Source organism: Streptomyces sp. NPDC048600, from assembly GCF_055587025.1.
Map to the genome: position 1 here is coordinate 131,466 of NZ_JBVJGZ010000018.1, position 20,848 is coordinate 152,313.

Annotated in this window: 13 protein-coding genes and 1 pseudogene; 9 read left to right on the forward strand and 5 right to left on the reverse strand. The window is 71.7% G+C overall.

The window, feature by feature from the left end:
• Window positions 1-148: 148 nt before the first annotated feature.
• Window positions 149-2,311, forward strand: coding sequence for an ATP-binding SpoIIE family protein phosphatase (locus ACZ6SQ_RS23980; RefSeq protein WP_469565345.1), 2,163 nt, complete (start codon window positions 149-151; stop codon window positions 2,309-2,311).
• Between the two features lie 73 nt (window positions 2,312-2,384).
• Here ACZ6SQ_RS23980 and ACZ6SQ_RS23985 read toward each other — a convergent pair whose 3' ends face one another.
• Window positions 2,385-3,569 (reverse strand): beta-ketoacyl-[acyl-carrier-protein] synthase family protein, encoded by a 1,185-nt coding sequence (locus tag ACZ6SQ_RS23985; RefSeq protein WP_469565347.1) that lies wholly within the window; start codon window positions 3,567-3,569, stop codon window positions 2,385-2,387.
• 417 nt (window positions 3,570-3,986) lie between these two features.
• Between ACZ6SQ_RS23985 and ACZ6SQ_RS23990 the strand changes: the two are divergent.
• A pseudogene (locus tag ACZ6SQ_RS23990) lies at window positions 3,987-4,127 on the forward strand (MFS transporter); the annotation flags it as partial.
• Window positions 4,128-4,222: 95 nt separating this feature from the next.
• Here the strand turns inward: ACZ6SQ_RS23990 and ACZ6SQ_RS23995 are convergent.
• The 4 genes from ACZ6SQ_RS23995 to ACZ6SQ_RS24010 are packed head-to-tail and all read right to left on the reverse strand — an operon-like array spanning window position 4,223 to window position 8,133.
• On the reverse strand, window positions 4,223-4,531 hold the full coding sequence (locus ACZ6SQ_RS23995) for a hypothetical protein (protein WP_469565348.1): 309 nt from the start codon (window positions 4,529-4,531) through the stop codon (window positions 4,223-4,225).
• A gap of 4 nt (window positions 4,532-4,535) precedes the next feature.
• Window positions 4,536-5,453: an ATP-grasp domain-containing protein gene (locus ACZ6SQ_RS24000; protein WP_469565350.1), complete on the reverse strand. Its 918-nt coding sequence runs from the start codon at window positions 5,451-5,453 to the stop codon at window positions 4,536-4,538.
• On the reverse strand, window positions 5,450-6,286 hold the full coding sequence (locus tag ACZ6SQ_RS24005) for a hypothetical protein (protein WP_469565352.1): 837 nt from the start codon (window positions 6,284-6,286) through the stop codon (window positions 5,450-5,452). The genes ACZ6SQ_RS24000 and ACZ6SQ_RS24005 overlap by 4 nt, the downstream gene beginning before the upstream one ends.
• Entirely contained in the window at window positions 6,283-8,133 is a 1,851-nt protein-coding gene (locus ACZ6SQ_RS24010; RefSeq protein ID WP_469565354.1) for a M6 family metalloprotease domain-containing protein, read from the reverse strand. Before ACZ6SQ_RS24010 ends, ACZ6SQ_RS24005 begins: the two co-directional genes overlap by 4 nt.
• Before the next feature lie 569 nt (window positions 8,134-8,702).
• Here ACZ6SQ_RS24010 and ACZ6SQ_RS24015 point away from each other — a divergent pair.
• The 7 genes from ACZ6SQ_RS24015 to ACZ6SQ_RS24045 all read left to right on the forward strand — a co-directional run bounded on the left by ACZ6SQ_RS24015 (window position 8,703) and on the right by ACZ6SQ_RS24045 (window position 20,771).
• Window positions 8,703-8,915, forward strand: a complete 213-nt coding sequence (locus tag ACZ6SQ_RS24015) for a hypothetical protein (RefSeq protein WP_469565355.1) — start codon at window positions 8,703-8,705, stop codon at window positions 8,913-8,915.
• On the forward strand, window positions 8,915-9,589 hold the full coding sequence (locus ACZ6SQ_RS24020) for a restriction endonuclease (protein WP_469565358.1): 675 nt from the start codon (window positions 8,915-8,917) through the stop codon (window positions 9,587-9,589). The genes ACZ6SQ_RS24015 and ACZ6SQ_RS24020 overlap by 1 nt, the downstream gene beginning before the upstream one ends.
• Before the next feature lie 725 nt (window positions 9,590-10,314).
• A complete protein-coding gene (locus tag ACZ6SQ_RS24025; protein WP_469565361.1) occupies window positions 10,315-12,168 on the forward strand; it encodes a hypothetical protein in 1,854 nt (617 codons plus the stop codon).
• Between the two features lie 98 nt (window positions 12,169-12,266).
• Complete coding sequence (locus ACZ6SQ_RS24030) at window positions 12,267-13,667, forward strand: hypothetical protein (protein WP_469565363.1); 1,401 nt, start codon at window positions 12,267-12,269, stop codon at window positions 13,665-13,667.
• A gap of 35 nt (window positions 13,668-13,702) precedes the next feature.
• Window positions 13,703-16,318: a hypothetical protein gene (locus ACZ6SQ_RS24035; RefSeq protein ID WP_469565365.1), complete on the forward strand. Its 2,616-nt coding sequence runs from the start codon at window positions 13,703-13,705 to the stop codon at window positions 16,316-16,318.
• A 31-nt stretch (window positions 16,319-16,349) separates the two neighbouring features.
• Window positions 16,350-17,933 (forward strand): vWA domain-containing protein, encoded by a 1,584-nt coding sequence (locus ACZ6SQ_RS24040; RefSeq protein ID WP_469565368.1) that lies wholly within the window; start codon window positions 16,350-16,352, stop codon window positions 17,931-17,933.
• Window positions 17,934-18,206: 273 nt separating this feature from the next.
• Window positions 18,207-20,771, forward strand: a complete 2,565-nt coding sequence (locus ACZ6SQ_RS24045; RefSeq protein ID WP_469565370.1) for a hypothetical protein — start codon at window positions 18,207-18,209, stop codon at window positions 20,769-20,771.
• The last annotated feature ends 77 nt before the right edge of the window (window positions 20,772-20,848 follow it).

The window sequence follows — 20,848 nt, forward strand, 5'->3', positions numbered from 1 at the left end:
ACCCACTGTGCGATCCGCTCATGTGGGCGAAGCCGCCCGGGGTGAGTTTGAATGAGGTGTGCGATCAGGATTCTCGGGACCCAGGCGCCCGGGTTCTGGCAGGGCTCCGGCGCTGCGCCGGGGTCGGCGAGCGAGCTGAGAGATCCGTATGGACTCCACCCCCTCCCCGTCCTCCGCGTCGCCGTTCGACATGGTCAGCCGCGCTTTGGGGCGGTACATCCCGCGCCGCGAGGCGGCAGCGGCCGCCAGGTCTGTCGACCCGCGGGGCGAGCGCGCCGTGCGCCGAAGCGTGGAGTCCGACCCGACACCCGCCCGTCACGAGCAGATCCTCGGCGCGGTCAACCTGGACCGGGACCTGCGCATCACGCGCTGCAATCTGGACGCCCCCGTTTTCGCGGGAGTGGAGGCCCCGGTCGGAAGCCCTCTCGTCGATCTCCTGCCTCCCTGGGACGTGCCGACGGTCATCCGGCGGCTGCGGCAGGTCCTGGAGACCGGTGAGCCGCACGTCGCCCGGGTGCAGCGCCTGCGGCGGGCCGACGGGTCGGAACTGGTGGTCTCGATGAGCATCCTGGCCGCCGCGGCGCCCCAGGAGGGCCTGACCGTCACTCTGATCGCCATGGCCAGAAGGCTGCACCTGTACGCCGCCGAGACCGCGATCGGCACCTCGCTGGACATCGGCGAGACCGCGCAGTCGCTGGCGGAGTCCCTGCTGGCCTGGGGAGACGTGGCCGCCATCGACCTGGACTTCGCCGTGTGGACGGGTGAGGTGGTCACCGGGCAGCCGCAGGGCCGCATCCGTCTGCGGCGGGCGGCCCTGGTGCCGGAGCGGGCGTGGCCCGACGGCTACGTGACTCCGGGCGACGATCTTCCCGGCGACGCGAGCCGCCTGCTGGCGCAGGCGATCCAGCGCGACGACGCCGCGCAGGCCATCGTCATACCCGACCGCGAGGCGATCCTGCGGGTACTGGGCAGCGCGCGGCTGGTACGCGCCCTGGTCCCCGGCGACCGGGCGGCGGGCGTGGCGTGTATACCGCTGGTCCTGGACGGCACACCGCCCGTCGTGCTGGGTGTGGCGGAGGTCTGGCGGCGGACGGAGCGCCCCTTCCACGACAGCGAGCTGCTCGACCTCCAGGAGTTGGTGGCGAGGACCTCCCACCACGTGGACCTGGCCCGTCAGCACCAGCGGGAGCACACGCAGGTGCTGGCGCTGCAGCGTCGGCTGCTGCCGCGGTCCAGCGGCGACACCATCGAGACGGCCAGCGTCTACCAGCCCGCCACCCCCGACAGCGCGGGCGTCGGCGGTGACTGGGTGAACAGCTTTCCGCTGCCGGACGGCCGTACCGCGCTGGTGGTCGGGGATGTCGTCGGGCACGGCCTGGGGGCCGCGGCGACCATGGGACAGCTGAGCATGGAGGCCCGCGCGCTGCTGTCCGCCGGGCTGGCGCCCGACGAGGTGCTGGAGCATCTCGACGAGACCGTGTCGCTGCTGGACGACGCGGAGTCAGGGCTCGCGGCCGGTTACAGCGCGCTCGGATCGACCTGCTGCATCGCCGTCTACGATCCGGTGAGCCATCAAATGGCTCTGTCCAGCGCCGGCCACCTCCCTCCGATCCTGGTGACCCCGGAGGGGTCCGCCGACCCCGTCGCCGTAAGCCCCCACCCCGGTCTCGGTGCCGAGTTCGCGCTGCGGGAGCCGTTCGACGTGCACACCTTCGCCGCGCCCCCGGGCTCGATGCTCGCCCTCTACACCGACGGTCTGGTGGAGGACCCCACCCTGTCGATCGACGACGGCATCCGCAGGCTCGCGGACGCCGCGGCGACGGTGCACCCCTGGGACGATCTGCCGCAGGCGGCGCGCCACCTGGTCTCCGTGCTGGCACCGGTGCACCAGCGCGACGATGTGACCCTGCTGCTCGCGCGCATGATCGGCTACCGCAAGGGGGACACCGCGACCTGGCGTCTGCCCGCCCGCGGTGACGCGGCCACCCGGGCCCGCACGCTGGTCTCCGCGCGGCTGAAGCAGTGGCGCACCAGGGCCGACACCCGGGACCATGTGCTGCTGGTGGTCAGCGAACTGGTCGCCAACGCGGTCCGCTTCGCCGACGGACCCGTCACGGTACGGCTGATCAGGGCCGGCCACGAACTGCTGTGCGAGGTGGGCGACACCGGCAACGGCAGGCCGCGGCTGGGCCGCAAGGGACTCCTCGACGACGGCGGCCGTGGCCTGCACGTCGTCCACCGGCTCACCACCCGGTGGGGAGTGCGGTGGACGGACACCGGCAAGGTGGTCTGGGCATCGGTCGCGCGGTGACGCGACGGCGGGCGAGCCGGGGGGCGGACGCTCACCCGGCAGCGCCACGGCCGGCACGGCGCGCGGTCTCGCGCTAGAGCCACTCCCCTTCCAGTGCGGTGGCCGTCAGGCCGGGCGCCGCCGCGTACAGAACGGCACGGCTGCCCGCCTCCTGACCGGCGTCGTGCGCCCTGCGCAGGATGTCGAACACGGCGGCGCCTCCGCGGTTGCCGCTGGTGTAGCTGTCCCTGCTGTAGTCCAGCAGCCCGGACGGCCACCCGTCGGGCATCGTCTGCTCCATGTACTCCAGCACACGCGTCCCGCCGGGGTGCGCGAGCAGAACGTCGGGGTGCCACGCGTCGGGGTCGTCCTGGTAACGGGCGCGCAGCCAGTCCCACATCGCGGTGACCGTCTCCTGCACGGCGCGCGGCCCGCGCCGGTCCATCACGAAGTGGGTGCCGTCGTCCCGTGTCTCCAGGCGGTGCAGATCCTGGGTGTCGGGCACGGTGTGGTGCCAGGCTGCGTCCAGCCGCACCACCGACTCGGCCCTCGGGCGGCCCGTGACCACGGCGGCGACCGCGGTGTCCGCGAACAGCAGCCGGACGATCAAGGACTCGAGCGTGTCGTCGGCGGGCTGGTACGTCGTGCTCAGGGCCTCCGCGATCACGACCAGCACCACCCTGTCCGGGTCCGCGGCCACGAGATCCGCCGCCAGTGCCAGGGAGCGGGTCCCGGCGATGCAGGCCCACTGCGTCGCCGGCAGCATCATCACGTCGCCGCGCAGCGGGAGCTTGTTGGCCAGGGCGACGTCCAGCCCCGGCAGCGCGGGGGTGGTGGAGTGGCTGGTGATCAGGCAGTCGACGTCCGCGGCGTCCAGCCCGGCGATCTGAAGGGCCCCGCGCGCCGCGCGTTCCCCGCAGGCCTGTACGGCCGCCCAGGCCGGTGCGGTGCGTTCCTGGACGGTCTGCGGCGCGGGTATCGCCTCCAGGGCGGCGATCACACGATCCACGTCTCCTTCGCCGAACCCGTCGCCGACCAGCGCCTCTCGGGCCGGACCGACACCGGCGGCCGGCAGGACGCTCCCGTTTCCGGGCGCGACGGCGGCCTGAAGCGGCAGCATCCATCCGCGCGTCTCGATGCCCGTGCTGGCGGCGATGCCGTCGATCCGTGGCGCCCACGCCGCATGCGGGTGCCGGCCGCGCACCTCCTCCACGATCTGGCTGGTCTTCACGGTGTGTTCGCCGTGTATCACGGCAGGCGGGCACAGGTATGCGGCCATGGGGCAGCACCTTTCTACGGGGAACCGGGCGGAGGATCGGGGGCGCCTGTCACGGGTCGCTTCGGCGCGGTGTGCCCAAGTGAGCGACGGCAAGCCCCACTTCGGGCTTCGATGTCCGTTTCGAGCATGGACGCTTAACGGACATTTGCGCTGTGATCTGGGCAACTCTGGCGGGTACTGAAATGCGTGACACGCGACACACACGCCTGCGCGACGGGCCCGCCCCGGCGCGAGCGAGGCGCGCGACGATCCGCCCGCGCACCGTTCCAGCAGGCGCCCGACACACCTTCTCCGAACTACGGCCTCGGCCTGCCCGCTTCGCTGAAGGCCGCCTTCTGCGTCGGGCCGCCGACGGCTAGGGTGCGGACGCGGTGAGCCACCTACCAGACGTCCCTCGTACGACTGGTGGCACGCGGCCAGTTGGTGAACGTCACGGTCATGGCCGCCCGGCAGTCCGTCACTCCTGACGCGATGCAGGGCCGAGCGGCCGCGACCATCACGTTCCTCGGTATGGGTACGGCCCCGCTCGGCTCACTGCTCGGCGGAATCCTCGCGGAGTATCCGGCCGCCCATCACAAGGCCGCCGCCAGCTGCTCACTCCGACTGACGACAGCCCTGGTTGACGGACAAGAGGGCACCACGGGAAGCCCCGGTCAGGGCCGCTCCACACGGAAGTCGCCGGTGGCCGGGTGGGGTTCCGCGAGGATGTCGCCCGAGGAGCCCAGCTTCGCCCTCAGACGGAGGGTCGCCCCGAGCTCCGCGCCCTGGAGGAGCTCGCGCCGGATGCCCAGACTCAGCCCGGAGCCGGTCAGGTTGGGGGTGATCAGGTCGGCCACGCCCGGGACGGGAAGGGATTCGAGTACCTCGCAGGTGGCGAGGTCCCAGCCGTCCAGCCGCGGATGGCCGGTCAGGCTGAGGAGCCGCAGAGTGAGTGCGGTGAGGTTCTCGATGGCCTGGACCATGTGTTCACACCCCCACGGGAGCCGGGGACCGGCGGCCGCAGAGGTACGCGACGAGCGCCGAGGCGATGGGCAGCCCGGTGTGCGCCTCGTAATAGCTGTACGCCGGCATGGGGTTGACCTCGAAGCACACCCACGCGCCGTCGGGTGTGCGGCGCAGGTCGATGCCCGCGAGCGGCAGCCCGAGCGAGGCCGCGAGGTCCACGCAGCGCCGGGCCGCGTCCGGGGGCAGGTCGTGCGGGGCGAGGCGGGCGGACTCCCCGCCCTGCCCGGCGTAGCGGTAGTCGATCGCGTCGCTGTCGACGGCCGCGGCGTAGGTGTCCTCGCCGACGACGTGGACGCGTACGTCCTGGCCCGGCACATAGGTCTGGAACTGGGTCGGGAGCCCGCGGACGAGGGCGAGACGGCTCTCGTCGGCGTCGGTGAACTCCCTGACGATGGAACGGATGCCGCTGGCCGACTTGTAGACGATCCGGCCGTGCCGGGCGCGGAACTCGAGGATCTCCTCGGGGTCGTCGCTGATCAGCGTCTCCGGTACGGCGAAGCCGGAGCGTCCGATGAGCTGTGCCTGGTACGGCTTGGAGGAGTTGGACTCCATGGCGCGGGGCCGGCTGACCACGACGGCCGGGGCCGTGTCGAGCCAGCCGACGAACCATTCCTGGAACGCCGCCGCCCGGGCCCGGGCCGCCGGGTTCCCGCTGGCCGGCGGCTCGAGCGGGCGGGCGTACACGGCCGACACGTCGGCGAGCGGGACCCGCATCCCCTCGACGGTCAACCGGGCGTCCAGCGCGTCCGTTCCGACGACGAGGTCGTACCCGGCGGTGCGCGCCTGGTCGATCACCAGGTGCCGCAGACCGGCGTCGCGTGCGGCACCGATCGCGCGGGTGAGGGGCGGATCGTCGGTACGGCCGAAGAACAGGATCACTCGGGCCTCCTCGTGGGTTGTCCCGCGACCGCCACCATGAAGGAGGCTGTGGCCTCGACGTGCGGCGGGTCGTCCAGGCGCGGGCACAGATCCACGTCCGTCACGACGGCCCCCGTCGCGCGGGGCGCGAACCGCAGCTCGAAGTGCCGTGTGCCGAGCACCTCGGCGAGGCGTCGACAACGCTCGCCGTGCTCGTCGGCCCGGGGTCCGACCACTCGCTCCCCGGCGACGAGCAGACTGTCGCGGTACCCCGGCGGCGCCTGCGGCAGTACGTCGACCGGTACCGGAGATCCGGCGCCGCCCGGCCACGTCAGGCGCGGCACGTGCCGCTCCCCGGGGTCGGGCCGGCCCACCAGCCCGCCGCGCGTCGCCCCGCCCCGCCGGGCCACCGGCAGTCCGCACTGTTCGGCGTGGACGAGGGCCGTCGTCCGGGAGACCGTTCCGTGGGCGGTTCCGAACGCGCTGATCAGGCCGATGACGCGGGGCGCGAGGGAGAGCAGCCAACTGGCGACCAGGGCCTGCCGCTCGCTGTGCGTGTACAGGGCGTCCTTGGCGCGGGGGCCGCGTCCGGCGCCCGCGGCGAGCGGCAGGCCCGGCAGGCGGTGGAGGACCGCGCCGATGTTCCGGTCGTCGAGCACCTGACCGGTGGGCAGGGTGATCCGGGTGGACGCCGCTCCCCCGCCGCTCACCCGGTGGCTCCAGCGGGCACGGGCGAGGTCGGCGGGCGTGAGGGTGAGGACACCCCCGTGGCCGCCCCGGGCCGACAGCGCGCGGGCAACCGCCGCCGCGCCGCCGTCGCCGGGAGCGGCCAGGAGCAGCAGTGTTCCGGTCACTGCTGGGGGAGGTTGTCGTACGACCGTTTGGCCTGCGCGTCGCCGGCCTCGACGGCTTCGCGCAGTTCGTCGCCGCCCGTTCCGTACTGGGGTCCTCCGATCAGGTCGGGCCGCAGTTCGGTGCCGATGAACGGCTCGGCTGCCTCGCCCGTGCCACCGGCCCCGCCCAGGGCCTCCTCCAGCGCGGCGAGCCGGGTCTGAAGGTCCGCGATGGCGGCGGTGGGGTCGGCGGTGGGGTCACCCTCACCACCTGTCGCTCCCGGCCTCACGGGTGGCGGCGGAGGGTTGTCGAAGTCGTCCTTGATCTCCTTGAACGGCGGCTTGTGGTCGGCCCGGTCCTTGCGCTCCTTGAAGGGCTCCTTGGACTTCACCTCCCCTTCCTTGAGGTCCTTGAGGTCCTTCAGCTCCTTGGGCCGCTCCTTCGCCTCCTTGAGGGGTTCCTTGATCTCCTTGTGTTCCTTGATCTCCTTGATCGGGGCCTTTCCGCAGGAGACCGCCACGGAGGCCGTCATGGTCGCCGCCGACGGCGAGATCCGGGTGACGGAGACACAGGAACCGGCACCCGCGTGGGTATTCGAGTCGGGCGCGCTGGAGGAGGTGAACGTGGTGTTGCCGCTGCTTCCCGGATAGGGATCGCCGTCGTCGCCGCGGTTCTGGTTCAGCTCGAGGTTGCGTCGGTTGTCGGCCTGCACCAGGCCGACCTTGTAGTGGTTCTCGTCCCGGTTGTTCGGCTGGTTCTCGTCGATGTGCCAGATCAGCAGCCCGTCGCCCGGCAGCGAGGCGTCGTACCCGGTCCGCTGACGGTTCTCCAGGAGGAAGTACTCGCTGCCGCCCGCGCCGTTCTTCCAGAGCCGGTGGACGGTGTGGCTGGCCTTGACGTCCGGGAAGGACTCGGTGCCGCTGGTGGTGACGACCTTGGTCGTGGCCCAGCCCTGGTTGACCTTGCACCAGGCGGACGGGTGCGTGGGGATGTCTCCGCCTCCGCCCCAGGAGCCGGCTCCCATCAGGCACCACGAGCCGACTCCCTCGGAGCTGTCGTCGGTGTCGTAGAGGTCGGGGAAGCCGAAGAGCAGGTGGCCGAGTTCGTGCGCGCAGACGCCGATCTTCGCGTCCTCGGAGATGGTCAGATAGCCGAAGACCCTGGTGCCGTCGGTCTGGTGCACGGCGGGCAGGGTCGCCTTGTGCGACCAGATGTGGAACGGCTTGCCGGTCTCGTCGGCGGCGGGCCCGGCGTGCACCACGATGAAGGCGTCGACGAAGCCGTTCCCGTCGTTGTCGAACGGCGCGAAGTTCACGCTCGGGTCCGCGGCCTGCACGGCGGACCTCGCCATCTGCGGTGACCGGAACGGCCCGCTGGGCCTGCCGATGCCGAAGTTGCCTGCCGCGTAGAAGTCCATGGTCTCGGGCATGCGGAACGGACCGTGCACCTCGCCGACGAGGTCCACCAGGCCGTTCGTGACCTCGCGGTAGTACTCGCGCACACTGCCGTGCGGCATGGCGCCGAGCGAGAAGAACAGCTTGTCGAGGTCCGCCGCCGACTTCGTCATCGGCTTGTCCGAGAAGTCGACCAGGATGACGACCGCCCTGATGGTGCCGCGCAGCGGGGCCCTCTCGGCCGCCGCCGCGCTGATGGTGACGCCGGGCGTCCCCGGTGGAAACTCCTCCGGCGGGAAGATCGTTCCGTCGTCGAAGCCCAGGGGCGTGGGGGTGCTCGTGAACCCGAGCAGATTCGTGAGCTCGCCCGGACCACCGCGTACTTGGTCGAGTTCGTCCAGCATCCGCCGGCGCAGTTCCGGACTGGGGGCGACGGCGCAGAAGGAGGGAGAGACGGCGACACGGTCAGCCATGGTCGACTCCAGAGAGTGATGGAATGTCACCTACCGTCGTCAAAGTAGCCGTCACCGGCTGCGAGGCCACGCTCGACGAACGGGCCCTCGGCACATGCACTCGCCTGGTCGGCGCACGGGGGCACCGGCGTACACCCTCACGCCCCCACACGCCCACGACGCCCCAGCCCCCTTCCGCGTTGCCACGCTCGACCTTGAACGCGGGCACAACAGGGGCTTGGGGGCGGCTCCGGCGCGCAACCCGGCTCGAACGCACCGCTGAATTTCGCCATCTGCTGATGACTCAGAAAGCTCGCACTCCTTTGCGAGTGAGAGGCCTGTCGGCGCGGTGCGTTCAGGTCCGAGGCCAAGGCCGCCCTTCGACCGTGCCGCGAACGGCAGAGGGGCCGACGGGAGGGACAACAGCAGCCGTGTGCTTCGGCCAGACCGTCGGCTGATGTGCGTGGCCGGTTCGTGTCCTGCCACGGTCCAGCGCCGTGATGACCCGCCGGGCGGTGTCAGTGCCCGCTGATACACCCGATTTCTGTGGCGGTCCCACTCCGTGGTCGCCGTGACAGGGAGGGAAGTTCATGTCGAAGGCACCTGAAGGTTTTCACTACGTCCGCGCGCACCTGCGCCGTAACCCGAGGCCGCGCAGCGTCAAGCGCATGAGTGGCTGGACGGTCGCCGGTCTGTGCGCCGGTGTGTGGCTGTGGGGTCAGTTATTCGGTTTCGGGGAGGCGTCGACCGGCACGTCCCCGGCCGAACCGCGGCCGGCCGTCAGCTCGCAGGCCGGCCGCTGATGCGGGGAGCGGGTCTACGACGCCCGCGGGGTGCGGCCGAGATCGTCTCGGCGGCGGTCGTGGCGCTCGCCGTACTGGTTCCCGTCGTCCGGGTGGTCACCGCTGCCGCGGGTGCCGTGGTGAGTGCCTGGCCGGTGTTGGCGGTTGCTGCCGTTCTCACGGCGGCGGCCGTCCTGTGGCGGGTCAGACAGACAGCCCTGCGCAAACGCCAGGACGCCCGGCGGCTGGCCGCCCTTCGCCTCGCGCTCGCCGGGCTCGACGCCATGGACGACCGCGCTTTCGAGTACGCGCTGCGCGACCTGCTCGTCCGTGACGGCTGGCCCTCACGCCGGGTCGGCGGGCGAGGGGACCAGGCCGCCGACGTCATCGGTGACCATCCGCTGCTCGGGAGGATCGTCGTGCAGGCCAAGCACACCAAAGTCGGCGCCAAGGTAGGGGCTTCGGTGATGTACAAGGTCAACGGCACGGCCGGACCCGCCCACGGCGGCCGGCACGCCGTCGTCGTCACCAACGGGACCTTCACCCGGGACGCGATGGCATGGGGCGAGCGGTACGGCGTCCACTGGGTCGACCGGGAAAGACTCAGGCGCTGGGCCGAGAACGGTGAGGCGCTCCATGCTCTCCTCGGCCTGACCCGCCGCCCACGCCCTCACCGCTTCAGACGCGCCGTCTGAGCGTACGGACGCCCGGGGCCGCCGAGGCGGTCGCGTTTTCCGGCGATTTCCGAAGCTGCCCGAAGTCCATCAGCCGCCATACCGGGTCGCTGTATAGAAGCGACGTCTCGCGACCGATTGCTTGCATATATGCAAAGCGGCCGAGTAAGGACGGTTCGACGCCGGGGTACTGAGCTGCCCTTCGAATAGGGCTCAGGTGAGCGATTTCCCGGGCGCGCACCTGCAACTACGGGTGGAGTTCCGGGAGGAGCGGCGCCGACGACCGCCTCCAGGGCACGGGCGCGGGCCTGCCACTCGGCCGCAATGTCGACATGACCTGGTCAAAGAAGGTGTCACTGTCGCCCGCTCGCACCCTCCGTCCGGCGGGTGCCCGCCGGCCACGTCCGCCTCACCCGTATCCACGCTCGATCAGATTCGGCCCCCTTCGGTCATATCAAGTCTTCTCATGGACTCGAAACAATCGACTTCGAATACACATCGATACGATCAGCGTCTCTTTCTTTCATCGCGGGATACGTACGCCAGATGCGGCAATAAAAGTCCACGAGGATAGGTCGCATACGCCCGACTGGCGATAATGTGAAACCTCAACCGGATAGGGGATTCCGGGTTCTGCTCTCAGTCATGGCCGCCTTCTCGTCCGGGCCGACCCATGCCTGATGTAGGTGCAACAGCGGTCGCAGCCGTCTGCCTCGACGGGGCGGCCGTATCGGGGGGTGCGAACAGTGCAGTCGAACCACGGGGCGAACTTTCTCGCGGCCGATCTCAGGGCCGCGTTGCGCGTCGCGGACCATCTGGCCGCGGGGCCGGGCGGCGAGGACGGGGGCGGGGACTCCCCCAAGGCGATACCGCCCATCGGTCAGCAGGTGGTCGCGCTGGTGGCCGGGTCGGGCCCCCAGCCCACCCGCTACGACTGGCGATCTGCCTGGCAGGGCGTGCGCGCCGAGGAGTACTCCCGGCTGACCCGGGCGGGCCTCGGATGGGCGCTCACCCGCTTCGCATCCGGCCTGTTCCCGGCGCTGGACATCCTGGAGGTCGGTTGCGAGCGCCTGCGGCTGAGCCGGCTCGCGCACGCGCCGTCCGCAGCCGTACCGGAGCTGATACGGCTCGCCGAGTCGTCGTGGACGGCGGTGGCGCCCGCCGCGGGAGTACTCCCACAGGAGCGAACCGTCCGCCTGTTCACCCTCGCGGGCGGCGCACAGCATGCACCGGCGGGTGTGGACAAGGCGCTGCGCGAGGCCCTGGCCGCCTTCGTGCGAGCCGGTCGCCGCGACACGAAGGACCCCTTGCTGCTCGCTGTCCGGGCCACCGGCTGGGAGCCCGTCGAGCGGGCGGCCGAGGCGGTACGGACGGAGGCGGGCGCGCTGCTGTCCCTGCGGCTGGCCGAGGGCTGGCCCATGGCACCCGAGGACCTGGTGGCCGAGCTTCCGCTGCGCGCCACCGTCTGGCTGGCGGCCGCCCGGGTCGACGGAGGCTCGGGGGCGGTCGGCCTGGTACGCCGTCCGCTGTTCCCGGCGGGCAGCCGCGCGGACGGCCGTACCGCCGGTCCCGTGGTGCACGTCCCGGTCACCGCCGCGCCGTACGACGTGACCGGCGGCGAGAGCGTCGCAGCCGTCGTCACGGCCGGCCACGACGAACCGCCCTCCCGGTGGCAGCCCCTGCGGGTCGACCGGCTCCAACTCCCGCCCGGCTCCCGCGCCACGCTGTCCTACGCGCTGCACGGACACCAGCACGTGGAACTGCGGCACGCCGGACACCACAGCCCCGAGCCCACCCCTTGGGCCCACCTCGCTGCCGCCACCCCGCGGCAGCTCCCCCGGCCCCGTCCGCTCGACCTCATGGTCGCCGTGGAGATCGCCGGACCCCAGGGCGACGGGGGCACCGCCGTCGAGGAGCGGCTCCAGGAAGCGGCGGCCGTCGTCACCGCCGTACAGGACGCGGTCGGCACCGAGGACACCCTGCGGGTGGGCCTGATCGGCTACCGCGACCACGACCCGCTGCACCGGGCCGGCGAGAACGACCCCGTCGTGCACCGTGTGGGCATGTCGGCCGCGCCGGACGCGGCGCAGGCTCTGGCGTCCTGGCGCCCCAGTCCGCTGCGGCACGACTTCGCCACGGGGCTGGAGCACATACCCCGCGAGCTCTCCGGCTGGCGCCACCTGTGGCGGCCCGGCAGCCAGCGGGTGCTGCTGGTCGTCGGCTCCCGCCCGCCGCATCCGCCGGTCCGGCCGCCCCAGGTGCTGCGGCGCGGCGCCGCGGTGCGGATCTGCCCCGACCGGCTGGACTGGCGGGCGGAGCTGGAGGAGGCGCGCCACTACGACGGCCTGGCCTGTGTGGCGGTCGTCGACGAGCCGTTCTGGATGGACCACTTGGCGGGCGAACCCCACCTGGCGCACTGGGCGAACCACGCCTGGGGCGAGTTCGGCACGGAGGGGCGGTTCAGCGCGGGCCACGATGCGCGGGTGATCGCCGCCGCCGTCGCGGCACCGGCCCTGAGCCTGCCTCAGGACGGCCCACCGATCCGCCTGGTCGTCGCCGACGGCGCGGCCGGTGACTGGGAGCAGGCCGCCGCCGGCTGACCAGGACAACGCCCATCCCTCCGGTGCGCGCGGGCTCGCGGACCGGACCACCACCGCAGGCGGACGCGTTCCGCCGACCGTCAGGCAGGAGCACATCCATGGTCGACGACGACACACCGCCCGAGCGGGCCAGGAACGGCGAACCCGACCGCGGGCGGGACCGGGAGCAGTCACCGCTCGACATCCTGGGCCGGTCCACCCTCGTGGGACGCAACGCCCTTCCGCCGGCACCGGCTGCACCGGCGGCACCGGCGGCACCGGCGATGCCCTCCACCGCACCCGGGCCCGTGCCGCCCGGCCCGCGCCAGGAACCGCAGAGCGCGCCGAAGGACAAGGCGCGCGCCTCCGCCGCGCCCCGTGTCGCCTCCCGGGCGCTGCCCAGCGTCTTCCTGGAGAAGGCCGACGACCAGGACCCGTCGGACCCCGCAGACAAGCGGGGGAAGAAGGGCGGCAAGAAGTCGCCGACACCGCCGGCGGACAGCCCGCCGGAGTCCCGTCAGCCCTCGGGCGGCCGGGCCGTCGCACCCGCGTCCGCGATCACACTCTGGGGTGGCAACAGCAGCGGAAAGTCCACCCTGCTCGCCGCACTGTCCCAGGCCGTCCAGGACCCGCTGTACGGCAAGTGGGCCCTCTACCCCGAGGACCACGCCTCACAGGCGGTGCTCGACAGGCTGGAGAGCAGCCTCTACCGCAACCGCACGTTCCCCAGCGCCACCATCAGGCCGGAGGGCCTGATCCGCTTCACGCTGGCCGGGGACCTCGGCGGCACCCGGTTCTCGCAGTCGAAGCGCAAGTTCCTCCGGCGGGGCGCCGACCGCGCCCGGGACCAGACCGAGTTCCAGGTCAGCGTCCGCGACATGCCCGGCGAGGCGTTCGACCTGCACTCGGACACGGGGAAGAAGTACGGGGACGAGCTGATCAGGGATCTCAGTGACTCCCGTGCCATGGTCTACGTCGTCGACCCGGTCCGCGAGTGGCTCGTCAACGGCGAGGACGGACCTCTCACCCACGACACCCGCCAGAGCGCCGACTTCTTCAGCGGGGTCCTGCGCCGGGTCGCCACCGAGATCCACATGCGCAGGGAGCGCCAGGGCAACCATCTGCCGCACAGCATCGCCGTGTGCATCGCCAAGTTCGACGACGACCGCATCTTCCGCCTGGCCTGCGACCAGGGCAACATCCGGATCAACCCGCGGACCGGGCAGCCCCAGGTCGTGGATGCCAAACGGCTCTACGACGGGCTCTGCCACGCCATCCCGCAGAGCAGCCTGCCGGAGATCCAGAAGCTCATCGGCCAGTACTTCGCGCCGGAGCGCGTCGGCTACTTCGCCTGCTCCGCCGTCGGCTTCTGGGTGGACCCCGACCGGGGGTTCGACATCGAGAACCCGTCCCTGATCAACCATGCCGAGGACACCGTCCGCTTCCTGGCGACACCGCGGCCTGTGAACGTCCTGGAGCCGTACCTCTTCCTTCGGGGATTCGGCCCCGTGAATCCCTGATCCGGCAACCGACAGCGTACGAGGAGGAGCACACCATGGCATCGGGGCTGATCGCCGACTGGGCGCTGTGGGGCAAGGTGCCCCGCACGACCCGTGGTTACGAGGTTCTCGCCGCCCATCCGTCTGACCGCAGCGGCGAGTTCAACGACGCCATCCAGCACTGGACGCCCGGCACACCGTCAGCGGGCGACCGACTGCCCTGGATCACCATCGGCTGTGCCCCGCAGGGTGCGGGCACCGGCACGGTCGGAGTCTTCCTGCTGGACGAATCGGCCGACTACGACATCACCAACCGGGTCATCCACCGGATCAGCCACTTCGCCGTGCCCTACCCGCAGGTGCGGGACACGGGGGTCGGCTGGTGCGCCCTGGCGCGGGCGACCAGCACCGCCGCCCAGGGCCTGAGCACGCGCACAGACCCGGTCGAGCTGGCCTACGGCGAGGAGGACCTGCTGGTCAACGACATCGCCGCGAACATCACCACGAGCGTCTCGGCAACCACCAGGTGGCTGGCGGCCGCCGCGGCGTATCTGCTGGACGGCCCGGTGGCAGTGACCGGCAACAGCGGCTCCGGACCGTTCGGTGTGCTGCGCATGCTGGACACCGTGGCCGCCCTCCTGCCCTTCGGGGTGCGCAGCACGCTGTCCGCGGCCACCTCGATCTCCCCCGGCGCCCAGGTACCGATGCGCCTGTTCTGGGGAGACCCGCTCGACACGCCCGGGGTGACCAGCCTGCCGCTGAGCGGTGAACTGCCGGACCTCGGTGGACTGTCCCAGCAGGCGCGTACGTATCACGACCTGCTCCTCGAGAACTGGACCGAGCACGGCGGCGAAGCGGTCGTCCGCCATCTGGCCGACGTAGGCGAACCGTTGGACATCACCGACGAACGCACACCCGAATACGCCTTGGAGGTACTGACGGAGCTCAACCCGGCGCTGGCCGCCGCCCAGGAGATCAGCGAAGGACGACCGGTGACCCGCGAGCGGATGCGTCACGTCCTGCTCAACAGCCCTCAGATCAGCACCGGGCCTCTCACTGTCCTGATGAGCCAGGTGCTGGCGGACCCGAACCCCGACCTGGAGGCGGTGGCCCCGCATCTGGCCGAGAAGGTCGTCTCCCAGGCCTTCCGGGACCAGCTCCGCAGGGACCTGCTCGACGGTCAGACGCAGGCGGCCCTGGCCTCCTTCGAGAACATGCGCGCCGCCCGCACCGCGGCAGGACTCGGCCTGGACCCCCTGGACGAGATCCTGGCCGGTGTCATGGACGAATCCCTGGCCGTGTGCAGACCGGGCGAGCCCGACCCGGTGACCGAGTGGCTGCTGCCCGGCGTCGCCCCGTTCGCCGAGGGCACCATGGATCTGACGCAGTCCATGCTGCGCCAGAGGCCCGGCCTGGCGAGCCGACTGATCCGAGCACTGTACGACCAGCCCGAACCGGGCCCGCTGGTACGGTCCTGGCTGCAGTGGCTGTGCGGCGAACCGGATCCCCGCCGGAGCGTGGAGATCGCCGGGAGCGCCGAACTGCCGTTGCTGTACTCCATGCTGAGCACCGGCATCGGTCTGGCCGGGGCCGGCCGCAAATGGGACGCCGGCCAACCCGGCGCGCCCGCACTGCTGCTGGAGGGTGCGGTCGTCTGCGGCCACGGGAACGAGGTGCTGCAACACCCCGGCTTCCTCGATACCTTGGTCGGCACCCTGCGCCCGGGCGCCGCGGGGCCGGACGGCACGGACCCGGGGGAACTGCTGACCCGTGCGCTCGCGCGGCAGCCCGACGGACTGCGGCCCGAGGCCGCAGCCCTCTGGGATGTGCTGTGCGCACTGAAGGGGCTGCCTCCGTCCGGCTTCACCACCGTGATCGCCACGCCGCCCGGTACGAGTGGCCCCGAGACCCGGGTCGCCACATACGCCAGCGCGCTGAAGGCCGTACTCGATGCCAAGCTGCTGCGCCGGCACGCGGCGGACATCGCCCGCAACCTGCTGGCCGGTGTCCTCGCCGTCGACCCGGACACGGGACAGGGCCCCGGCCCGGCCGGCCGCACCCTGACCCTGCACATCCTGGACTGGTCCGATTCGTACGCGCAGCCCGTTCTCGAATCGGTGCACGTGCTGGCCGCCGAGACACCGCACTGGGACGAGACGGACAAGGACGCGGAGTGGCTCGACCAGATCGCCCTCCGGCTGCCCCCGCTCGGGTCCGTGCTGGTGCTTCGCGAAGTGCTGCGTCTCGCGCAGCAGGCCACGGACACGGCTGAGGACTGCGACGCTCTGGCCGCTCGGGCCGGCACCGCCCGGCGTGCCGGGGCCGGCAGCGACCAGCTCTGCGCGGCCCTGATGTTCTGGGCCGTACGCGGCGAGGGGCGGATCGGGGAACGGACACTCGCCGTGTTCAACGCATATCAGAAGGACCTGACCCGATTCATCGGGGCGGGCCGCGCCTTCGAGGAACGGGCCGAACTGGAGAACGCCATCGCCGGTGTCCACTCGGAGCACCCGCTCCTCACGTACTACTGCGACCACACGACCCGGCTGCTGACACGGCAGGACTCGGAAGCGGTCGACGAGATCCGGAAGCTCGAGGACCGGCGGTTGCTGTTGAAAGGCGAGATGGAACGCCTGCGCAGGCTCAAGGCCTCCGGCCACACCCGTACCTGAACCACGTACGCCTCAGGGGGACTCACACCTCATGCTCACCATCCGGGCAACGGCCCGCCGCGCCGTGCTGCTCACCCTCACCGTCCTGATGGCCGTCCTCGGCCCGGTGCCCGCGCTGGCCGCGGACTCACCGGTCACCCCGGACGGCATATACGGCTCGCTCAAGGTCGACGACGTCCCGGCGGCCTACGTCGTCCTCGTCGACACCTCCAGCTCCATGAAGGACAAGGGGCCCGACGGCGTACCGCTCTACACCACGGTCAAACGCCGGCTGGCCGACTTCCTCGGCTCGCTCGAGCCTGCGGACCAGGTGTCCGTCATCACCTTCGGCCGGGCCACCAGTGTCGTACACCCGCTGTCGCCGGCGAACCGTACGGGCGATGTCGTCGACAAGGAACTCCCGCGCTCCGCGGAGGAGTCGGCGAGCAATCACGGCGACGCGCTGAACGTCGCCGCCGAACAGCTGGAAGGCACCGCCGCACCGGTGGCGGCGGTCCTGATGCTCACCGACGGCGCCATCAAGGCCGAGGGCACCCCCTACGCCAGCCTGGGGAGCCCCGCCTGGAAGGATCTCAAGAAGCGCTACGCCGCGCTGAGCGCGGACCGGCAGATCATGGGCTACGGACTTCCGCTCGCCGAAGGCACCGGGGTCTCCGACATCCTCGGCAGCGCCTTCGCCTCGCCGCGCATCCTTCCGGTCGACCCGACGGCCCTTGGTTCCCAGCTCAACGACGCCAAGAACCAGGTCCGCAAGCAGAAGGCGCTGAGCGTGCTGCGCCCCGACCGCGGCCGAGGCGTCGCCGTGTCGCTCGGCGGCGACGGGGTGCGCCCGGCCGGGAACGGGAAGGTCACGGTGGAGGCCGGGTCGGCCACGGGGTCCCACAGCCGCACCCTGGAGGTGACACTGACGTCCAGGGCCCGGCACGTGCCGCTGACCGTCCGGCTCTCGGCCGACGCCGGCACGGGGTCGGCGCGAGTGAGCGGGGCCGGTCCCGTCACCCTGCAGCCGGGCAAGAGCGAGACCGTGCGTGTGCAGCTGACCTGGCGTCAGGACTCGGAGTTCGGACTGTTCTCCGGGTCCAGCGACTTCCGGTCACAGGTGACCCTGCGCGCCGAAGTCTCCTCGGAGTGGACGAAGGTGGTCCAAGGCTCCCTCGGGGACGCGAAGTTCTCGCCGGGCGAACCGGTCCTGACCGAGGTGGAGTTGCAGGGCACGGTGCCCGACCACACACCGGGTTGGCTCTACCCGCTGGTGCTGCTCGTGCTGCTGATCGGTGCCGCGGCCGCCGTACAGGTCCGCAACCGGCGCAACCCGCAGTTGTCCGGAACGCTGATCGTCACGGACCTGCGGTCCGGCAGTCGCCAGCCGATCCCGCTGCACGGCCGCAAGGTCGTCCATGAGATGGAGGCCGGGCAGGCGCGCGCCCAGGTCGTCGTGCGCGGCCGCAGGAGCGCCGATCGCGTCGTGCTGTGGCTGCGCTGCGAGCGCGAGGCTTCGCCGCAGGGCGGTGAACGGCTCGTCGACACCGGCATCTGCGAGCTCGGCAAGTCCACCGTGCTGTGCGGCATCGGCTTCTCGCACGAGACGGAGAGCGCGATGGCGGAGTCACGGTGAGGCGTCCTGGTCGGCAACCCGAAGTCCGCCCGGTGGCAGGGACGCGGACTCGGTGACGCCACTCTGACGCGAGCGATGCTCCAACGGCCGCCAGGGGACGACACCTTGGCGGCCGTGAAGCCGCTCGCGCCCGAGGCGACCACGACGTCGAGCATGCCGTCCGTTTCCTGGCGGCACCCCGGCCTGTCACGTCCTGGAGCCGTACTCCGCCTCCGGGGACGGGGCCCCGCGAATCGCCGATGCGGCAACCGACACCGTACGAGGGGGAACACCATGGCATCGGGGCTGACCGCCGACTGGGCGCTGTGGGGCAAGGTGCCACACACCGCCCGCGGCTACGAGGTCGTCGCGGCCCATCCACCGGGCCGCAGCGGCGAGTTCAACGCCGCCATCCAGCACTGGTATCCCGGAACACCGTCCGCCGATGACCGGCTGCCCTGGATCACCATCGGCTGCGACGCGGGCAGTGTGGGCGGCGGCACCGTCGGAGTCTTCCTGCTGGACCGTGCCCGGATCACCCACTTCGCCGTGCCCTACCAGCAGGTGCGGGAAGCGGGTATCGGGTGGTACGGCATGGCCCGGGCGGCCGGGACCGCCGCCGAGCGCCTCGACGAGACCCGTACCGGTCCGGCCGAACTTGCCTTCGGCGAGGACGACCTGCTTGTCGACGACGTCGCCGGTCACATCACCCCCGGTGTCTCGGAGACCACCCGATGGCTGGCGGCCGCCGCGGCCTATCTGCTGGACGGCCCGGTGGCGGTGACCGGTGCCGACGGATACCAGCCGTTCGGCGTGCTGCGCATGCTGGACTCGGTGGCCGCGCTGCTGCCCTTCGGGGTGCGCAGCACGCTCTCCGCGGCCACCTCGACCTCCCCGGGCGCAAAGGTGCCGATGCGCCTGTTCTGGGGAGACCCGCGCGGCGCACCCGGTGTGACCAGCCTGCCGCTGAGCGGCGAACTGCCGGACCTCGGAGGACTGTCGCCGCAGGCACGCACGTACCACGACCTGCTCCTCCAGAACTGGACCCAGGACGGCGGGGAGGCGGTCGTCCACCATCTCGCCGAGGCGCGCGAACCGTTGGACATCATCGATCTGCGCACACCCGAGTACGTCCTGGATGTACTGGAATCCCGGAACCGTGAGCTGGCCGTGAGGCAGGCCCACACGGACCTCGACCACGTGCTGAGCACCACCCCTCGGACGGACGCCGAGAAGGTCTCCGCCGTCCTGGTGACCCGGGTCCTGCCGTACCCGGACACCGACCTGGACGCGGTGGCCCCGCACCTGTCCGAGGACGTCGTCTCGCAGGTCTACAAGAGCCGACTCGTCAACGGCCTGCTCGATGGTCAGGTGGAGGCGGCCTCGGCCTCCTTCGAGCGGATGCGTGCTGCCCGCGCCGCGGCCGGGCTGGACCTGGGTCCGCTGGACCAGATCCTGACCGGTGTCATGGACGAGGTGCTCGCCGCCGGCGGATCGGGTGAGTCCGACCCGGTGACCGAGGGGCTGCTGCCAGGCATCGTCCCCTTCGCCGAGGGCACCATGCCCCTGACGCAGTCGCTGCTGCGCCGGAGGCCCGGCCTGGCGAGCCGACTGATCCGAGCACTGTACGACCGGCCCGAGCCGGCCCCGATGGTACGGGCCTGGCTGCTCTGGCTGTGCGGCGGACCGAACACCCGCCGACGAGTGGACTTCGCCGACAGCGCCGAACTGCCGGTGCTCCACGCCATCCTGAACACCGGCACCGGCCTGGCAGAAGCAGGCCGCAAGTGGGCGGCCGGCCAGCCCGACGCGCCGACCCTGCTGCTGGAAGGCGCGGCCGTCTGCGGCCACGGGGACGAGGTGCTGCAACACCCCGGCTTCTTCGAGGCGCTGGCCCACTCCGTGCGCGGCCCGTCATCCGCGCAGGGCACAGAACCAGGGGAACTGCTCGGACGTGCCCTCGTGCGGCGGCCGGCCGGGCTGCGGCCGGAGTCCGCGGCCCGCTGGGACGTCCTGTGCGCGCTCAAAGGGCTGCCTCCATCCGGATTCACCGCCATGGCGGCGGCGCCGCCCGGCCGGAGCGGCCCGGAAAGCCGGGTCGCCGCCTACGCCGCCGCGTTCGACGCCGAACTCAGGACGAAGCTTCTACGGCGGCAGGCCACAGTGATCGTCCGCGACCTGCTGGACGGCATCCTGGCGGTCGACTCGGACACCGGCATGGGACCGGGCCCGGCTGCCCGCACCCTGACCCTGCACATCCTGGACTGGTCGGATGCGTACACGCAGCCCGTCCTCCACGCCGTACACCGGCTCGCCACCTCGGAACCCCACTGGGACGAGACCGACCAGGACAGGGAGTGGCTGGGGCGGATCTGCGACCGGCTGCCCGCCCTGCGGTCCACGCTGGCCCTGCGCGAGCTGACCCGCTTCGCGGCGCAGGCCACGGACACGCCGGAGATCTGCGACGCGCTGGCCGCCCTTGCCCGCGCCGCCGGCCGCGCCGGGGCCGCCAAGGACGATCTCTGCGCGGCCCTGATGTCGTGGGCGGTCCGCGACCGAGACCGGATCGGGGAACGGATCCTCGCCGTGTTCAACGCCTACCAGGCGGAGTGGGCCCGAGACGCCGGGACGGACCGCGCCGCCGAGGAGCGGGCCGCCCTGGAGACGACGCTCGCCCTGACCGAAACGGACCATCCGGTTCTGCAGTACTACTGCGACCACACCATCCGCCGGCTCACCCAGCAGGGCTCGGACATGGCCGACGAGATCCGGCACCTCCAGGCGCGGAAGTCGCTGCTCGATGACGAGATCAACCGGATGCACCAGCTCAGGGCCACAGCCGCCCGAACCCGCACCTGAACGACGCACCACCCAGGGGGACTCACACCTCATGCCAATCGACAGGGCGACAACCCACCCTGCTCTGCGACCGACGG

Excerpts from the sequence above, each read along its gene's own strand:
- ACZ6SQ_RS24035 (WP_469565365.1), top strand. The coding sequence starts at position 13,703 with ATGGCATCGGGGCTGATCGCCGACTGGGCGCTGTGGGGCAAGGTGCCC.
- ACZ6SQ_RS24010 (WP_469565354.1), bottom strand. The coding sequence starts at position 8,133 with ATGGCTGACCGTGTCGCCGTCTCTCCCTCCTTCTGCGCCGTCGCCCCC.
- ACZ6SQ_RS24045 (WP_469565370.1), top strand. The coding sequence starts at position 18,207 with ATGGCATCGGGGCTGACCGCCGACTGGGCGCTGTGGGGCAAGGTGCCA.
- ACZ6SQ_RS24030 (WP_469565363.1), top strand. The coding sequence starts at position 12,267 with ATGGTCGACGACGACACACCGCCCGAGCGGGCCAGGAACGGCGAACCC.
- ACZ6SQ_RS23980 (WP_469565345.1), top strand. The coding sequence starts at position 149 with ATGGACTCCACCCCCTCCCCGTCCTCCGCGTCGCCGTTCGACATGGTC.
- ACZ6SQ_RS24020 (WP_469565358.1), top strand. The coding sequence starts at position 8,915 with ATGCGGGGAGCGGGTCTACGACGCCCGCGGGGTGCGGCCGAGATCGTC.
- ACZ6SQ_RS24015 (WP_469565355.1), top strand. The coding sequence starts at position 8,703 with ATGTCGAAGGCACCTGAAGGTTTTCACTACGTCCGCGCGCACCTGCGC.
- ACZ6SQ_RS23995 (WP_469565348.1), bottom strand. The coding sequence starts at position 4,531 with ATGGTCCAGGCCATCGAGAACCTCACCGCACTCACTCTGCGGCTCCTC.
- ACZ6SQ_RS23985 (WP_469565347.1), bottom strand. The coding sequence starts at position 3,569 with ATGGCCGCATACCTGTGCCCGCCTGCCGTGATACACGGCGAACACACC.
- ACZ6SQ_RS24040 (WP_469565368.1), top strand. The coding sequence starts at position 16,350 with ATGCTCACCATCCGGGCAACGGCCCGCCGCGCCGTGCTGCTCACCCTC.